The organism is Rhodanobacter sp. sgz306013, from assembly GCF_057031145.1.
This window is the reverse complement of sequence record NZ_JBXCIJ010000001.1, coordinates 519,865-535,958: the sequence shown is the minus strand read 5'-3', so window position 1 is coordinate 535,958 and position 16,094 is coordinate 519,865. Positions and strand designations below refer to the sequence as shown.

12 protein-coding genes and 1 pseudogene are annotated in these 16,094 nt (G+C 68.9%); 4 read left to right on the top strand and 9 right to left on the bottom strand.

The genetic code is table 11. From position 1 onward, the window contains the following. Nucleotides 1-10: 10 nt before the first annotated feature. The 4 genes from AC2EWF_RS02490 to AC2EWF_RS02475 form a co-directional block, all read right to left on the bottom strand. Nucleotides 11-652: a rhomboid family intramembrane serine protease gene (locus AC2EWF_RS02490; RefSeq protein WP_483637772.1), complete on the bottom strand. Its 642-nt coding sequence runs from the start codon at nt 650-652 to the stop codon at nt 11-13. A 197-nt stretch (nt 653-849) separates the two neighbouring features. Further along, nucleotides 850-1,716, bottom strand: a complete 867-nt coding sequence (locus AC2EWF_RS02485) for a C40 family peptidase (protein WP_483637771.1) — start codon at nt 1,714-1,716, stop codon at nt 850-852. Nucleotides 1,717-1,902: 186 nt separating this feature from the next. Beyond that, a complete protein-coding gene (locus tag AC2EWF_RS02480; protein ID WP_483637770.1) occupies nt 1,903-2,649 on the bottom strand; it encodes a YggS family pyridoxal phosphate-dependent enzyme in 747 nt (248 codons plus the stop codon). Nucleotides 2,650-2,860: 211 nt separating this feature from the next. Further along, a complete protein-coding gene (locus AC2EWF_RS02475; protein WP_483637769.1) occupies nt 2,861-4,291 on the bottom strand; it encodes a M20 family metallopeptidase in 1,431 nt (476 codons plus the stop codon). 112 nt (nt 4,292-4,403) lie between these two features. On the opposite strand from AC2EWF_RS02475, the pseudogene AC2EWF_RS02470 reads away from it, so the two are divergent. Beyond that, nucleotides 4,404-4,721 (top strand): annotated as a pseudogene (locus AC2EWF_RS02470) (SET domain-containing protein); the annotation flags it as partial. 8 nt (nt 4,722-4,729) lie between these two features. Here AC2EWF_RS02470 and AC2EWF_RS02465 read toward each other — a convergent pair. Then, the gene (locus AC2EWF_RS02465) at nt 4,730-4,834 is read right to left on the bottom strand and encodes a hypothetical protein (protein WP_483638247.1); all 105 of its coding nucleotides are present in this window, start codon (nt 4,832-4,834) and stop codon (nt 4,730-4,732) included. A 52-nt stretch (nt 4,835-4,886) separates the two neighbouring features. Here AC2EWF_RS02465 and AC2EWF_RS02460 point away from each other — a divergent pair, with 52 nt between their 5' ends. After that, the gene (locus tag AC2EWF_RS02460) at nt 4,887-5,429 is read left to right on the top strand and encodes a GNAT family N-acetyltransferase (protein ID WP_483637768.1); all 543 of its coding nucleotides are present in this window, start codon (nt 4,887-4,889) and stop codon (nt 5,427-5,429) included. A gap of 206 nt (nt 5,430-5,635) precedes the next feature. Next, nucleotides 5,636-6,793: an isovaleryl-CoA dehydrogenase gene (locus AC2EWF_RS02455; protein WP_483637767.1), complete on the top strand. Its 1,158-nt coding sequence runs from the start codon at nt 5,636-5,638 to the stop codon at nt 6,791-6,793. A 113-nt stretch (nt 6,794-6,906) separates the two neighbouring features. On the opposite strand, the gene AC2EWF_RS02450 is transcribed toward AC2EWF_RS02455, so the two are convergent. Further along, nucleotides 6,907-8,769: a beta-galactosidase gene (locus AC2EWF_RS02450; protein WP_483637766.1), complete on the bottom strand. Its 1,863-nt coding sequence runs from the start codon at nt 8,767-8,769 to the stop codon at nt 6,907-6,909. Nucleotides 8,770-9,005: 236 nt separating this feature from the next. Between AC2EWF_RS02450 and AC2EWF_RS02445 the strand changes: the two genes are divergently transcribed. Next, nucleotides 9,006-11,390, top strand: coding sequence for a glycosyl hydrolase family 95 catalytic domain-containing protein (locus AC2EWF_RS02445; RefSeq protein WP_483637765.1), 2,385 nt, complete (start codon nt 9,006-9,008; stop codon nt 11,388-11,390). A gap of 77 nt (nt 11,391-11,467) precedes the next feature. Here AC2EWF_RS02445 and AC2EWF_RS02440 read toward each other — a convergent pair whose 3' ends face one another. The 3 genes from AC2EWF_RS02440 to AC2EWF_RS02430 form a co-directional block, all read right to left on the bottom strand. Next, a complete protein-coding gene (locus AC2EWF_RS02440; protein ID WP_483637764.1) occupies nt 11,468-11,785 on the bottom strand; it encodes a DUF3175 domain-containing protein in 318 nt (105 codons plus the stop codon). Between the two features lie 91 nt (nt 11,786-11,876). After that, nucleotides 11,877-13,709: a right-handed parallel beta-helix repeat-containing protein gene (locus AC2EWF_RS02435; RefSeq protein ID WP_483637763.1), complete on the bottom strand. Its 1,833-nt coding sequence runs from the start codon at nt 13,707-13,709 to the stop codon at nt 11,877-11,879. 199 nt (nt 13,710-13,908) lie between these two features. Then, nucleotides 13,909-16,092 (bottom strand): alpha-N-acetylglucosaminidase, encoded by a 2,184-nt coding sequence (locus AC2EWF_RS02430; RefSeq protein ID WP_483637762.1) that lies wholly within the window; start codon nt 16,090-16,092, stop codon nt 13,909-13,911. Between the last annotated feature and the right edge of the window lie 2 nt (nt 16,093-16,094).

Here is a 16,094-nt window from a genome sequence, read left to right as displayed (position 1 = left end):
AGAGGAGAGGTCAGCGCAGCAGGCGGTACTTCGGTTTCAGCGGCAGCCGCCCGCGCCAGTACTGGATCATGACATAGCCGCCGACCATGCCCCCGAGATGCGCGAAATGCGCCACGCCGGCCTCGGTGCCGGTGACGCCCAGCACAAGCTCCACCGCCGCGTAGCCGATCACGAACAGCCACGCCGGCATCGGGATCGGCAGGAAGATCAGGAACATCTTCTCGTGCGGGTAGAACATGCCGAACGCCAGCAGCAGGCCGAAGATCGCGCCCGAGGCGCCGATGGTGGGATAGAAGCCGTGGGTGAAATACTTCACCACGAACAGCTGCGCCACCGCCGCCACGATCGCGCAGACGAAGTAGTAGATCGTGTAGTTGCGTGCGCCGAAGGTGCGCTCGATCACCCCGCCGAACATGTACAGCGCAAACATGTTGAACAGGATGTGGGTATAGCCGCCGTGCATGAACGCATAGGTGACCACCTGCCACGGCTCGAAGCCGGCGACGTTGGAGTACGGCGAGGGTCCCAGCGGCCACAGGGCGAAATGGGCGACGAGGGCCAGCGAACTCGCATCCGGCAACAGCTGCTGCAAGGCGAACACCAGCACGTTGGCGATCAGCAGGTAGCGGGTGACCGGCGGCAGATTCGGCATGAAGGATTCCGGTGGTGCCCGCGTGGCAAGGGCAATGCACTAGCGTAGCGGCTGCAGCGCCCTGCGGCCATGTACGTAAAGACACATTCGAGGAGTGCAGGCAGGCATGGCGGCCCGTATGCCTCTCGCGATCGGGGGTGGCCGCAAGAAGAAGGCCGCCCCAGGGGCGGCCTTCGGCATGCGCACTGATCTCCGGATCAGCCGTTGTGCGCCAGCGCCAGCATGCCCTCGGGGCGCTTGGCACCGACGAAGCGTTTCGCCCAGTAGGCCTCGTCGAGGCTGGAGATCTGCACCCGCTTGCCGTAGGTCGGTGCGTGGATGAACTGGCCGTTGGAGATGTAGATGCCTACGTGGGTGATGCGACGGTAGCGGCCGCTGGTGTGGAAGAACACCAGGTCGCCCGGCTTCATGTCGGCGCGCTTCACCTTCAGGCCGGCGAGGAACTGCGAGGCGGAGTTGGTGGGCAGCTGCACGCCGATCGCATGTGCGAACACATAGCGCACGAAGCCGCTGCAATCGAAACCGGTGGACGGGCTGTGGCCGCCGCGCACGTAGCGCACATCGCGCAGGTTCATCGCCAGCGCGATCAGTGCCTTGCGCAGGTCGGTGATCGTGTCGACGTCGGCGTCGGCCTGCGCGGCTGCCGGACTGGCGGCCCCGGCGGAGGCGATGGCGACCGGGGCAAGCAGGCTGTGCTGGATGCCGAAGACCGGGGGCGTGCTGCTGGCGAAACCCGTCACGCCGGACGAAGCCAGCGTCGGCATCGGGCTGAGCGCAGGCCGCGGGTTCAGCGACAACGGGGAGGAGAGGATGCCGCCCGTGACCAGGGAGTAATGGCTGTCGTCGGCAGCGCGGGCGACGGCACGGGATTGCGGATGGCTGGACCGGGCGTGATGCGAGGGGGTGTGACGCGAAGGAACGTGATGTGCCTGGGCGTGGTGTACCGGGGCGTGGCGGTGCTGGACGTGCTTCTTCGGGGTCTGTTGGGTCGCGGCATGCGAGGGTGCGGCCAGCAGCAACATCGAAACGAGTGCGGCAACACCGGTCAATCGCTGGATTGGCATGAGGCGGTGACCCCTGACGACGGTTCACGGAAGTGTCGCCTGGCGTGCAGGCGACGTGACGAAGGTTTGACCTTAGCAAGACAGTCCCGCCGGTTTGTTGGATCGGGGTTAACTGAACCCTGCCGTTCGCAAACGCCGATACGCCGATCACACTCTGGAAAACATCAGGCTTTTCCGAAACTTGTGTCAGCGGCTGGAATCGGCCTGCGCCATGCCCGGCCCGGAGCCGGCAACCCCGCCCGCGGCGGGGCGCCGCCCGAAGATCGCGGTGCCGATACGCACCTCGGTGGCGCCCTCGGCGATCGCCAGCGGGAAATCGCCGCTCATGCCCATCGACAAGCGGGGGATGTCGTGGCCGCGGGCGATGGAGGCGTCGCGCAACTCGCGCAGCTGACGGAAACACGCGCGCACCTCGGCCGGGTCGGCGGCGTGGACCGCCAGGGTCATCAGGCCGCGCACGCGCAAGGTGTCGTACCGGCGCAGGCGGTCGAGGAAGGGCGGCAGCTCGGCCGGCGGGAGGCCGTACTTGCTCTCCTCGCTGGACGTCTTCACCTGCACCAGCACGTCGAGACTGCGTCCCTCCAGTTGCAGGCGATGGTGCAGCGCCTCGGCCAGCTCCAGGCGGTCCAGCGACTGCACCTCGCTGGCCAGCCGCGCCACGTCCTTCGCCTTGTTGGTCTGCAGGTGGCCGATCACCACCCAGGCGATGCCGCAATCGGCCAGCGCGCCGGCCTTGTCGCGGATCTCCTGAACCTTGTTCTCGCCGAAGCGATGCAGGCCCAGCGCCACCGCCGCGCGCACCACATCGGGGCCGAAGGTCTTGCTGACCGGCAGGACGGAAACCTCGGCCGGATCGCGCCCGGCGGCACGGCAGGCCTCGTCCACCCGGTGGCGGACATCGGCCCAGTTGGCGGCGAGATGGGAATGATTCATGAGTACGGCTCTTTGCGTTCGCCTCCTCTCCCCTTGGGGAGAGGATTGAGGTGAGGGGTGGGTGCTTGCGGCGGACCAGCATCGAAGTGCCTAGGCTCTGCCAGGACCTTCCCAAGATCGGCCCCTCACCCCGCCCCTCTTCCTCGCTCCTCAAAGCAGGGCCATCCATGGCCCTGCTCCGCGTCCCAGCGGGGTGAGGGAGAAAATCGCGTCAGCCCCTGGCGCCCCGCGCGTAATGCTGCGCCACCACCTCGGCCACCACGCCCGTCACCTTCTTGCCGGTGGGGATGTGCAGGAACTCGTTGGGGCCGTGGGCGTTGGAGTGCGGGCCGAGCACGCCGGTGATGAGGAACTGCGCCTGGGGGAATTTCTCGCCCAGCATGCCCATGAACGGGATCGAGCCGCCCTCGCCCATATAAGTAGCCGGTGCGCCGAACTGGTGCTGCGAGGCCTCGGTCACCGCCTGCTCCAGCCAGGGCGACAACGCGGGCGCGTTCCAGCCGCTGCCGTCTTTCTCCAGGTCGAACGTGACGGTGGCGCCGTAGGGCGGATCCTTTTCCAGTAGCTGCTTGAGGAACTGGCCGGCCTGTTTCGCGTCCAGCGTGGGCGGCACGCGCAGGCTCAGCTTCACCGCGGTGAACGGGCGCAGCACGTTGCCGGCGCTGTCCAGCGGCGGGATGCCGCCGACACCGGTCACCGCCAGCTGGGGGCGCCAGGTGCGGTTGAGCACCAGCTCGGGGAGGTCCTTGGTCACCGGCTGCATGCCCCCGGCCCAGGGGAACTTGGTGTAGATGTCGTTGCCCAGCACGGTGGCCGCGTGCCTCGCCTGTTCCACGCGCTGGGCGGGAATGTCGACGTAGAGCTCCTTCGGCTTGATCCTGCCGGTTTCGGGGTCCTCCAACCGCGACAGGACATCGCGCAGGATGCGGAAGCTGGACGGCACCACGCCGGAAGCATCGCCCGAATGCACGCCCTCCTCCAGCACCTGCACGGTGAGGTTGCCGCCGGTCATGCCGCGCAGCGAGGTGGTGAGCCAGAGCTGGTCGTAATTGCCGCAGCCCGAATCCAGGCACACCACCAGCGAGGGATTGCCGATGCGCGAGGCGAGGTGGTCGACGTAATGCGGCAGGTCGTAGCTGCCCGACTCCTCGCAGGCCTCGATCAGCACCACGCAGCGCGCATGCGGCACGCCCTGCTCGCGCAGCGCCAGCAACGCGGCCAGCGAACCGAAGATGGCGTAGCCGTCGTCGGCGCCGCCGCGGCCGTAGAGCTTGTCGCCCTTCAGCACCGGCGTCCACGGCCCCAGGCCATCGGCCCAGCCGGTCATCTCCGGCTGCTTGTCCAGGTGGCCGTACAGCATCACGGTGTCGTCGCCGGCGCCGCTGGCCGGTACCTCGATATAGATGAGCGGCGTGCGGCCTTCGAGCTGGACCACCTCCAGCGTGGCGCCCGGCAGCGCGGCGAGCTTGGACTGCGCCCAGTTGCTCATCAGCTTCACCGCCGCGTCCATGTGACCGTGCGCCTTCCAGTCCTTGTCGAACATCGGCGACTTGTTGGGGATGCGGATGTACTCCACCAGCTTCGGCACGATCTCTTCGTCCCATAGGCCGCTGACAAAACGGGAAAGGCGGGCAGTATCCATGGGGGAAACTCCAAAGCGGGGAAATGGGCCATTCTAGCAAGCCGCCCCCGCGCCCTGGCCGCAGGCCGCGCGGCAGGCACTACACTGTCGCGCCCTTTCGCCGATCCTCGCCATGATCCTGCCGCGCTACCACATCGCCGCCTCGCGCATACCCGGCGCCGGCAAGGGCCTGTTCCTCGACGAAGCCGTGGCCGCGGGGCGCATCGTCAGCGCGCCCGATGCGATCGACCGCACCTTCCGCCACGACGAATTCGCCGCGCCGGAACTGGCCAAACTCAAATACGCCAGCGCGCGCTGGTTCGAGGACCGCTACACGGTGTCGCCGGACTGGCCCGACGAGTGCTACATCAACCACAGCTTCGCGCCGAACGGCCTGTGGCACCTGGGCTTCGTGTTCGCGCTGGCCGACCTGCCCGCCGGCACCGAGATCACGGTGGACTACCGCCACCTGCTCCCACCCGGCGAAACCGAGGATTTTGCGGATGCGGCCACTGGTGAGACAATCACCGGATTGTCCTGGACCGAAAGCCTTGCTTCGAGCACCCGCGCACTGGCGGCCTTGCTCGGTGGCACATGACTTGCTTGCTAATTTGGCATGATCGACATCCCTGTAATCGAGACGGCGCGCCTGCGCCTGACCGCGCTCACCGAGCGCCATTTCGACGACTACGCCGCGATGCTGGCCGATCCCGCCAGCACCCGCTGGATCGGTGACGGCCAGCCGCTGGACCGCACCAACGCCTGGCGCTCGCTGGCGATGCTGCTCGGCCACTGGCAGTTGCGCGGTTACGGCATGTGGGCGCTGGAGCTGAAGGGCAGCGGCGAGTTCGTGGGCCGTGCCGGGCTGTTCTGCCCCGAGGGCTGGCCCGACCTGGAGCTGGGCTGGATGCTCAAGCCCGAGCACCGCCATCACGGCTACGCCACCGAGGCGGGCATGGCGGTGCTGGACTTCGCCTGGCGCCAGCTGCATGCGCCGCGGGTGATCAGCCTCGTGCGCGTGGGCAACGAGGCCTCCGACCGCGTGGCCGAACGCCTCGGCGGCGAGCACATCGACGACATGGACTTCTACGGCAGCGACACCCACGTGTTCGCCTACTATCCGCCGCACCGCGAGAGCCGCCGCGCCGCCTGCGGCTGACGGCGTCGCCGGCCTGCCGGACGTGCAGGCACCGGAGCGGCAGCGGAAAATGCTCCGGCCGCGCAAGGCGGTCCTTTCCTCCGAGAGCGGGTGGAAGCCTGCAGGCCAGGTGGCGGCAAGGCCCGCCGCTGGTGCGCCGCGTCAGGGCGGATCCGCTCCGCTGCGCTACCATCCGCCGGCTGAATCCCCACGATCAGGAGTCCGTGATGCGCCCCTTCCCGCTAGGCGAGGAAATCGACCTGCTGCGCGACACCGTGCACGCCTTCGCCGAGAAGGAGATCGCACCGCGCGCCACCCAGATCGACCATGACAACCTGTTCCCAGCCGACCTTTGGCGCAAGTTCGGCGAGCTGGGCCTGCTCGGCATGACCATCCCCACCGAGTACGGCGGCACCGGCATGGGCTATCTCGCGCACATGGTGGCGATGGAGGAGATCTCGCGCGCATCGGGCTCGGTGGGCCTGTCCTACGGCGCGCACTCCAACCTGTGCGTCAACAACATCTTCCACAACGGCAACGAGGCGCAGCGCAAGAAGTACATTCCCAAGCTGTGCTCGGGCGAGTACGTCGGCGCGCTGGCGATGAGCGAGCCGGGCGCCGGTTCCGACGTGGTCGGCTCGATGAGCTGCAAGGCCGAGCTGAAGGGCGGCGTGTGGGTCGCCAACGGCTCGAAGATGTGGATCACCAACGGCCCCGACGCCGACGTGCTGCTGGTCTACATGCGCACCGCGCCACGCGCCGCCGGCAGCCGCTGCATGACCGCCTTCATCGTCGAGAAGGGCATGAAGGGCTTCTCCACCGCGCAGAAGCTGGACAAGCTCGGCATGCGCGGCTCCAACACCTGCGAGCTGGTGTTCGAGGACTGCGAGATCCCCGCCGAAAACATCGTTGGCGAGGTGAACGAGGGCGTGCGCGTGCTGATGAGCGGCCTCGACACCGAGCGGCTGGTGCTCTCGGGCGGCCCGATCGGCCTGATGCAGGCGGCGATGGACCTCACCCTGCCCTACGTGCGCGAGCGCAAGCAGTTCAACGCGCCGATCGGCACCTTCGGCATGATGCAGGCGAAGGTAGCCGACATGTACACCGCGCTGCAGTCCTCGCGCGGCTTCGCCTACATGGTGGCGCAGCATTTCGACGCCGGCGTGAAGTCGCGCGTCGATCCCGCCGCCTGCCTGCTCAACGCCTCGACCAATGCGGTACAGGTGGCGCTGGAGGCGATCCAGTCGCTGGGCGGCAACGGCTACATCAACGAGTTTCCCGCCGGCCGCCTGCTGCGCGACGCCAAGCTGTACGAGATCGGCGCCGGCACCAACGAGATCCGCCGCATGCTGATCGGCCGGGAGCTGTTCCACGGCAAGGCATGACGACACGCTTTCCGTAGCAGCGCACCCTGTCCGCGAAAGCGCTTGCCCTGATCAGGCATCAGGGCATTCGCGCACAGGGTGCGCTTCTACATAAAGACGCCCCGCGCAGCTCGTCAGCCACTCAACGATGCCGCACTGCGGATCGCCGCGGGCCCGGTGCGGTGCATGTCGAACACCAGCACCTCGTTGTCGCCCACGTGCAGCCACGGTGCGGGGCAATACAGCCGCTGCTGCGGCCCCAGGTTCCAGTAGCGCCCGAGCAGGTGGCCGTTGACCCACAGGTAGCCCTTGGCCCAGTCCGCCATGTCGAGGTAGCAGTCGCCCACCCGTGACAGCGACAGCCTGCCCCTGAAGAACACGCCTGGCCGCGCAGGCTTGCCGTGCAGCGGCTTCAACGACGCCAGCCACTTGCCGTCCAGCGGCAGGCTCACCGCCTCCCATCCCTCCAGCGGCCGGCCGTCCAGCTGCACCGTGCCGACGAGGCCCTTGCGGTCCGCCATGGCCTGGCCGAAACCAACGTGGCCGAAGCTGTCGACGAGGATTTCCAGCGGCGCCTCGTCGTGGCCCGCCGGCAACTGCACGCGGTCGCCCGCGCGCAGTTTCGGATGCTGCACGCGCGACAGGTAGTCGATGTAGCGGCCGCCGTGGAACACCGTGGCGTAGTCGCGCACGCCGTCGACCGTCAGTTCGCCGCCGCCCTGCACCCGGCGGCGATACAGCACCATGCCGTGGTCCTGGCCGAACAGCAGCTCGTTGGATTGTGGCTGCGGCACGGGCTTCGCGGCCGGCAGGTTGTCCCACAGCGAAGCATGCGGCTGCGGCGTGAAGGAGGCGAAGCCCGCCATCGGCGGCGTGGGCGGCACCGGGGACAAGGGCTGCTCCGCGTGTGCCGCGAGCAGCTTGCGGAAGCGGTGGTAGTCCGTCGTGGGCGCGCCATGCTCGTCGATGGGCGCACCGTAGTCGTAGCTGGTGATCACCGGCTGGAAATGCGAATAGTCGTTGCTGGCGTTGGCGCCCGCGCCGAAGCCGAAGTTGGTGCCGCCGTGCACCACGTACAGGTTGAACGAGCGGCCTTCGGCCAGCAGCTTGCCCAGCGTGCCGGCGAAATCGCCGCGCGCGAAGTCCTTGTCGCCCCAGTGGGTGATCCAGCCAGGATAGCCCTCGCCCATCCACACCGGCATTTCGCCCGCGATGGCCTGGGCGCCCGCGAAGTCGGTGTCGCCGTCCAGGCCCAGCGCGGTGCCCGCCAGGTAGGTCTTCGCCTCGCGCACCTGGCCCAGCCCGTCGGAGATCGAGAACGGCCCATGCAGGCCGTGTTCCTGCCACAGCGCGCGGATCGCTTCGAGATAGCCGAGATCCTTGCCGAACGAGGCGTACTCGTTCTCCACCTGCATCATCAGGATCGGGCCGCCGTTCGCCGCCAGCAGCGGCCGCAGCACCGGCGCCATGGTGGCGATGTAGCGACGCACCGCGGCCATGTAGTCCGCATCGTCCTTGTCGCGGACGCGGATGTGCGGGTGGCGCAGCAGGTACGGCGGCAGGCCGCCGAAGTCCCACTCGGCGCAGACGTAGGGGCCGGGGCGCAGGTACACCCACATGCCCTCTTCCTGGCACAGCCTGATAAAGCGGACGAAGTCGCGGTTGCCGCCCGTGAGGTCGAACACGCCCGGCTCCGATTCCAGCGCATTCCACATCAGGTAGACCGCGATGGTGTTGAGCCCCATCGCCTTGGCCATGCGGATGCGCTGGCGCCAGTACCCGGCGGGGATGCGGATCGGGTGCATCTCGCCGCTCATGATCCGGAACGGTTCGCCGTCCAGCAGGAACTGCTGCCTGGACAATTCGAAGCGGTGCGGGCGGCCGTCCGGCCTGGCGGTGTTCGCGGCCGCGGCGGCGAGGACGCCGCCCGCGCGCCAGCCCGCGCCCAGGGCCAGCGGGGTCAGCACGCTCAGGCGCAGGAAGGTTCGTCGTTGCATGCGGGCTCCTCGGTGGGCTGCGTCAGTGCCGCGCTGCCGGCCAGCGCGCCTGCTGGGGGTGACCAGCGCGTCGAATAATCGTACAAATAGTGCCCCGGTTGCGAAAGCCGGCATTGTCGCCCCGCGACCCGGCGGCATCGTCGAGCACGCACTGCATACAAGGCCTGCGCCTGCCGAGCGGCTGCCGGAGTACCGACCATGCTGCACGCCTGCGCCCCTATTCCAGCGAGCAAACCATGAGCAGCACCGCCATCGTCCGCCAGGGCGCGATCGCCACCCGCTTCCGGACGATGCTGCCCACCACGCTCATGCTCGCCGCCTGCCTCGGCGTACCGGCGCTGCATGCTGCCGACGCCACCACCGCGTGGCACGACCAGCACTTCAATGCCGACGTCGCTGGCGTGGTGGGCCGCTCCGATATCGTGCTGAAACGCCCGAACCGGCAACCCGACGAAGCCATGCCGCTGGGCAACGGTCGTCTCGGTCTCGCGGTGTGGTCGACGGACGGCCTGACCGTGCAGCTCAACCGCGCGGACACCTGGCCCGGCCGCCTGTCGCCGGGCCAGCTGGTGCTGCCCGGACTCAGGCGGCTGGTCGAAGCGCCCGACTACGCGGGCCGCCTCGATCTCTACCGCGGCGAATTCAGCGAACGCGGCGGCGGCATGCACGCGACGGTCTACGTGCAGCCCGATACGGACGCCGCCGTGATCGAAGTGCAGGGCGCCGACCCGGACAAGCAACAGTCGGTGCTGCTCAAGCTGTGGCAGCCACGCCGGCCAGCCGCCGCCGCGAGCGGCGGCACGGCCGTGCTCGCCGAAACCTGGCAGGACAAAGGCGAAGCCGGCGCCTCCGGCCAGACCTTCGGCTCGTTGGCCGCGGTCACCGCGCAGGCGAGGGACGTGCGTGCCGAGACGCAAGGGCCGCTGGCGGTGAAGCTGTCGTTCCGGCCGAGGGCAGACGGCTCGTTCCGCGTGCTGGTCGCCGCCCCGGAATGGAAAGGCGGCGACGCCATGCAGCGCGCGAAGCAACGGTTCGCTGTCGCCGGCACGATTTCCGGTGCCGCGCATCGCGCGTGGTGGAACGCGTTCTGGCACCGCGCAGGCCTGATGAAGCTGAGCTCCGCCGACGGCAGCGCCGACTACATGGAAAACCTGCGGGCCATCGACCTGTACGCCACCGCGGCGGAAAGCCGCGGCCCGCTGCCCGGTTCACAGGCCGGCATCGCGGACCTGTTCTCCTCCGCGCGCGACCGGCACCAGTGGGCGCCTTCCGCTTACTGGCACTGGAACCTGCGCATGCAGGTCGCCGCCAACCTGGGCGCCGGCCTGTACGAACTGAACGCACCGTACTTCAACCTCTATCGCAGCAACCTCGCCAACATCGAGGCATGGACGCGCGCGCAGATGGACGGCCGCCCCGGCGCCTGCGTGCCGGAAACCATGCGCTTCAACGGCCAGGGCTACGAGGACGAAGGCTGGCTGAAGCAGCCCGGCCTCAACTGCAGCGCGGAGTCCGGGCCGTATTACAACGCGCGCACGCTGACGACCGGCGCCGAAGTGTCGCTGTGGATCTGGCGGCAATACCTCGCCACGCAGGACCGCTCTTTCCTCGCCGCGAACTACCCGGTAATGGCGGCCTCGGCGGGCTTCCTGCTCGCGTACGCCAAACCTGGCGCGGACGGCCTGCTGCACACCTTCCCTTCCAACGCGCACGAAACCCAGTGGGACGTGCACGATCCCACCACCGACATCGCGGCGATGAGGACGCTGTTTCCTGCAGTCATCGCCGCCGCGCGCGAACTGCACACCGATGCGGCACTGGTCGCCCGGCTGCAGCGGGCGCTGCCGAAACTTCCGCCGTTCCCGCTGGAAAAATCAGGCGACCGCATGGTGATCGGCTTGTCGTCCGACCCGGGCGCGCAGATCAACAACAGCGAAAACATCGGCCTCGAACCCGTCTGGCCCTATGACCTGGTCGGCGACAGCGGCGCCTTGCATGCGACCGCAGTGCGCACTTACCTGCAGCGGCCGAACACCGTCGAGAACGACTGGAGTCTCGATCCCATCGATGCCGCCCGACTGGGGCTTGCCGACGACATGAAGACGGCGCTCGTCAAGCTCACCGAGAAATACCAGCAATACCCGTCCGGCTTCGCTCATTTCGTGGGTCCGGAGTTCTACGTGGAGCAGATCGGCGTGGTCGCGGCCGCGCTGCAGGATGCACTGGTGCAGGACCATGACGGCCTGATCCGCATCGCGCCCGCCTGGCCCGGGGACTGGAACGCCGACGCCACGGTCTATGTCAGCCGCCGCGGCAAGGTCGATCTGCAGGTGCGCGACGGCGTGCCGACCACGGTAGTGATCGAGGCCGGCGCCGACGGTGCCATGGCAGTGCGCAATCCCTGGCCCGGCGCCGCCGCGGAGGTGGTCGTATCCGGCCACGGCCGGCGTGTGGTCGAGGCAAGCGGCGACGCCGTGCTGCATTTCCGGGCCCATGCCGGCAAGGACTACGTAGTCCAGCGTGTCGGCAAACCCATGGCGAAGCTGCCGTTCGCCGCCGTCGCGGGAGTCGCGGCAAGCGGGCCGAAAACGCTGGGGACGCGGCATATCGGGTTGCCTTGAGGCCTCTTGCCGCATCACCGTCCGGGCCTGCACGCAAACCCGGGCGGGAAAAGAGCCGGAGACCGCATGCGGCGACGCTAGATGCCGCGGCGGGGCCGCCCGTACAGCGCGCGCAGTTCGTCCTTGGCGGCTTCCAGGCAAGCGCGCCGCTCTTCCGGCAGCGCGTCGCCGGCACGATTGAGATAGAAACTGAGCATGGACATCGCCGAGCGGAACGGCGTCGTCCTGCGCCGCCGGCTGGCCTCGGCGGAGGCCTTCAGCGAGGCCGCGATGCGGCGCGGATCGCCCCAGGTGAACACGCCCTCGTCCAGCTCCAGCGCGTGACTTTCCCGCGTCACCCGCTGCGACCAGTGTCCAGGCGCCTTCTCCGGCTGATGCGGTTTGCGTGGATCCATGTCCGTCGCCGCCCTGTGCGCCCGGCGGCTCACCCTGCGCCGAGGACACCGATGGCGGGGAATGGCCGGACTGCCGCCCATTCTTCTACCGTCAGACTGGACAGATCAAGGCATAAAGCCATCGCCCGGCGGTGCGAGGCCGTGGTGACCAGGTGCGCATCGCTTCGGAGTGGCCGGAAGAAAAGACGCGACGACCCGCATTTGGCCACCGAGGGTCGGCGAACCGGCGGCAGCGCACTGGCATCAAGGCGCCGGGCACGCCGCCGCCACCCGTATCGGCAAGGCCGGCGCAGCCCTTCCGTTCCGCACGCCTGCCGCGCGCTGCACGGCCAGCGCGGCGGCGGGCAGCGTCTTCAAATGGTTGAAGTTGGGCGACCAGACCTTGGTCGGGCCGGCGTTGTGCGGCCCCCCCCGCGCTGTCGGTCCAGTTGTCCACGATGCGCAGGTTTCCGCTCCACGACGCCCACGCGCTCACCCACGACCCCAGCACCACGTTGCGCTCCACGTCGAAATACGAGCTGTGTTCGTCGAGGTAGATGCCGTTGCCCACGCCGCTGTGGCGCATGTCGGTGACGTTGCGCACCACGCAGGAGGTGCCCGGGGTGGATTGCCCCTGCGTGTAGATCGCGCCACCGTCGGCCAGCTGCAGCATCACCCGCTCGATGCGGTTGCCGACGATGTGGATGGACGACTCCACCGCCGCCGTGCCTTCGTAGTTCCAGCCCCAGCCCACCGAGATGCCGCTGTACGGCAGGTCGCTGATGGTGTTGTGCACAATGTCGATGCCATTCACGAAGCCGGCCATGATCGCCACGTTGTCGCGCCAGGCCAGCGCCACGTGGTCGATGCGGTTGTCGGCGACCACGATGTCGGAGGTCTTGCCGGCCGGATCGGCGGGATGTCCTTCCGTATCGCCCGCAAACACGGCACCACCGCCGAGGTCGGTGAAACGCGAATTGGTCACTGCCGCGCCATGCGTGCCGCCCGCCAGCGCGATGCCGGCCGCGGCGAGGTGCTCGAAGCGGTCGCGGTCGAACACGATGTCGCGGGCCGCCTGCACGTCCACGGCGCTGACCATCCGCGTCATGCCTTCGCCGTTGTCCGGCAATCCGCCCTGGCGCGGTCCATCCACCAGATAGCCTGCCTGCAGGCTTACGTAGCCGTCATCCGAGGCCGGCTTGCGCCATTCGGTGCCGGCAAAGCCGATGCCGCTGAACAGCAGGTCGTGCACGGGCGCGCGGCGCGAGCCCTGCAGCACCAGCAGTTGCTCCAGCAGCGGCAGTTCGATGGAAGGCGTGCGCGACGCCTCGTCCGGCAATGGCCGGTAGCGCAGCGCCTGATGTGCCGCATCGACCGTGTAGCTGCCGGGCATGGCCGGATCGCCGGCGAGGTTCTCGAACCAGTCCACGCCGCCGTAGTACTTGCCCACCGGACTGGCCACCGCCCAGCCGTTGCCGGGCGAATCCAGCGTGGCGTTGCGCCAGCACGGCTGGGCGAGATCGACGCGGCCGGGGCCGAGTCTGACGACGCGGCAGCGGAAATCGCGCCAGCGTGCGTGCAGCACCGCCAGCGAGCCGGTCTGCAGCTGCTGCAGGATCGTGGACGGCACCTTCGACAGCCCTTTCGCATCGACCACGCAATGCGGGCAGGCGCCGGTGCGCGCCGGCCAGCGCCGCTGGCCACCGACGTAGATGCTGGACGGCACATCGCCCGGCGGCAACGCGAAACGCCACAGCGCACCGTCGCGCGCTCCCTGCACGCGTCGGCTTCCGGACAGCACCGGACGTGCGCCCGGTGCCGCCTGCCAGCGCACGGGATGGCCGCCGGCGCCGCTGTCCGACGCATCGAACTGCAGCGGCCCTAGCAATCGGTAGGTACCATCCTGCAACTGCACGGTGATGTCGTCATGCCCACGGCTGCGCAACGCGCGAACCTCCGCCTTTGCGGCCTGCAGCGTGCAAGGCGACGACGTGCCGCATGCGCCTCCGGTCGACCCCCCGGGTGCGACATGCAGGGTTTGCGCAAGGGATGCGCACGGCAGCAGCGACAGCGCCGCAAGCGTCCACGCCAGACGGGTGGATAGCGAAGGCGCGCTCATTGCCCGTCCCGCTTCGATAGCCGGCTCACGGCTTGCAGATCGCGAGCCGCCGCGCCACTTCGGTTGCCCGTTGCCAAGGATCGCCCTGCGGCAGGGTCTGCTCCAGCGCGCGCGAGGCCGCCCACGCGTGTTCCATCGCGTACCAGTCGATCCGTCCGGGTGGCTTGCCCGTCGCCAGCGACTGTTCCAGCGACGCGAAGAAGCGCCGCCAGCGCGGCGCGTACAGGCCGCCCACCAGGCCGGAGAGCTCGCGGTTCGCATAGTCGTGCAGGCCGCCTTCGTCGGCGCCCTGGCGTCCGCCCCAGACGGTGACGAGCGTGCGCTGGTCGTATTCGAACCGCGCCGCCTCGGCGTCGTCGGCCGCCGCGGTCCGTGCCGGTGCGAGCCAGTTGCCGAGCAGGAAATGGGGATCGCTGGCGAGCAGGCGGTCGAGCAGCGTCATGTCGTCCAGCCACGTGGCAGCCAGTGCGCGCAGGCGCGCAGCGTCTTTCGCATCGTAGGCCGCCTTGATCTGCGGCATCAGCACGCGGGCATGGTTGGCCAGCGTTTGCCGAGCCACGTCCACTACGTCGTAGCGGTAGGCGCTGCTGCCGCGCAGTGCCGGTGCCACCTGCAGCAATTCGCAGATGGCCTGTGAGAAATGCCCCGCGTCGTAGCGCATCGCCTTGGGTGACCAGCTCGCCGCCGTGGCCACGTCCTGCGAAGGGCGCGCGTCGAACAGGCTGTCCTGCGGCTCCGAATCGCCGTTCGAGGGCATGGCATAGGCGGTTTCGCCGAGGATGCGCCACGCCGCCTCGGCATGCGCGTCCGCGCCGCCGTAGCGGCCGTCGGCATAGGCCTTGAACCACGCAGCCTCGTCGTGCGGCACCGGCTCCCATGCCAGCGCGGTAAACAGCGCGAACGCTGCCGGGTCGAGGCCGCTGGCTTCGGGCATCCAGGCAATGCCGCGCAGCTTGCTGCCGGGCTTGTCGCGCCACGCGGCGAAACGCTTGAGCCACACGCCGGCGTTCGCGCCCAGCGTGCTGTGGCCGCCAAAGTTTGGGATGCTGCCGAAGGCATACGGCGCGCCGTGCCAGTCCTGCTCGCGGTCCAGCCCGTCGTAGCGGTCCGACAGGCCGTCGACGATCACCAGGCGCCGCTTGTCCACCGCATCGAGCACCGCCGGCAGCGGGTTGTGCTGCCATCCCAGCAGCACCCAGCGCGCGCCCGGGTGCGCGGTCTGCAATGCAGCCATCACGCCGCGCGCCGCTGCTCCTACCGGCACGTCGCCGGCGCGGCCGCCTTCGTGCAGCAGGTCCATCTTGTACATCGTGCCGTCGCCGAACAGCGTTCGCTGCTGGCGATAGAAATCCGCCGCGACCTTGGCGTAGAGCGGATCGCGCGGGTCGAGCCAGTCCGGTCGCTTGAAGCCCGCCCACTCGCCCTGCGGCACCACGTTCGCACCGGGGTGCCTCGCCGCGAAACCCGATGGCACCGTGCCGAAATAGCCCGGAAACACCGGTGCCATGCCCAGCGCACGCAGGCGCGCCACGATCTTCTGCGCCAGCGCCACGCGTCGCGCGTACTGCCGCGGCGGCGCCGGCGCGTCGAAACCGGACATGTTCTGCAGCAGCCACCACGGCTGGTGCGCTGTGGCGGGAATCCATGCGCGGATCTCCGCGTCGCTGTAGCCGAAATCCCGGAAGGTGCGGCGATACACCTCTTCCGTGCCGACCGGCACGAATACCTCGTTGATGCCGTGCAGGGCCAGCAGGTCGATCTTGTGCTCCCATGCCGGCCAGTCGAGGTAGGCGTTCGAGTAGCCGTCGTCGGTGTCGTTCAGCGCGTAGCGGTCGGTCACTACGGCGCGGCTGGCGATCGGCGCGGCGGGCGCCGGCAGCGTGGCAGGCAGGCGCGAGAGGCTGTCGCCCGGCCAGCCGATGTCGACGTGCGCCACTTCGTGCAGGTAGGTTTCCACCCCGACCAGCAGCACCGCCGGCGTGGTGCCCGCAATGACGATGTGCCCGGGTGTGCCGCGGATCACGAAGCGGTCCGGCCCTTTCCGGGGATCGAGCGTCTCCAGGGTGAACTGCGCCTGCCAGCGCGGCAGCAGTCGCTGCAACGCCGCGCGTACCGGCGCGGTATCGAACGCGGCCTTCGGCGGCGCGGCGGCGAATGCCGGGAGCATGCCGATGCATGCCAGCAGGCCGCAGGCCAACAGTCGTTGCATTC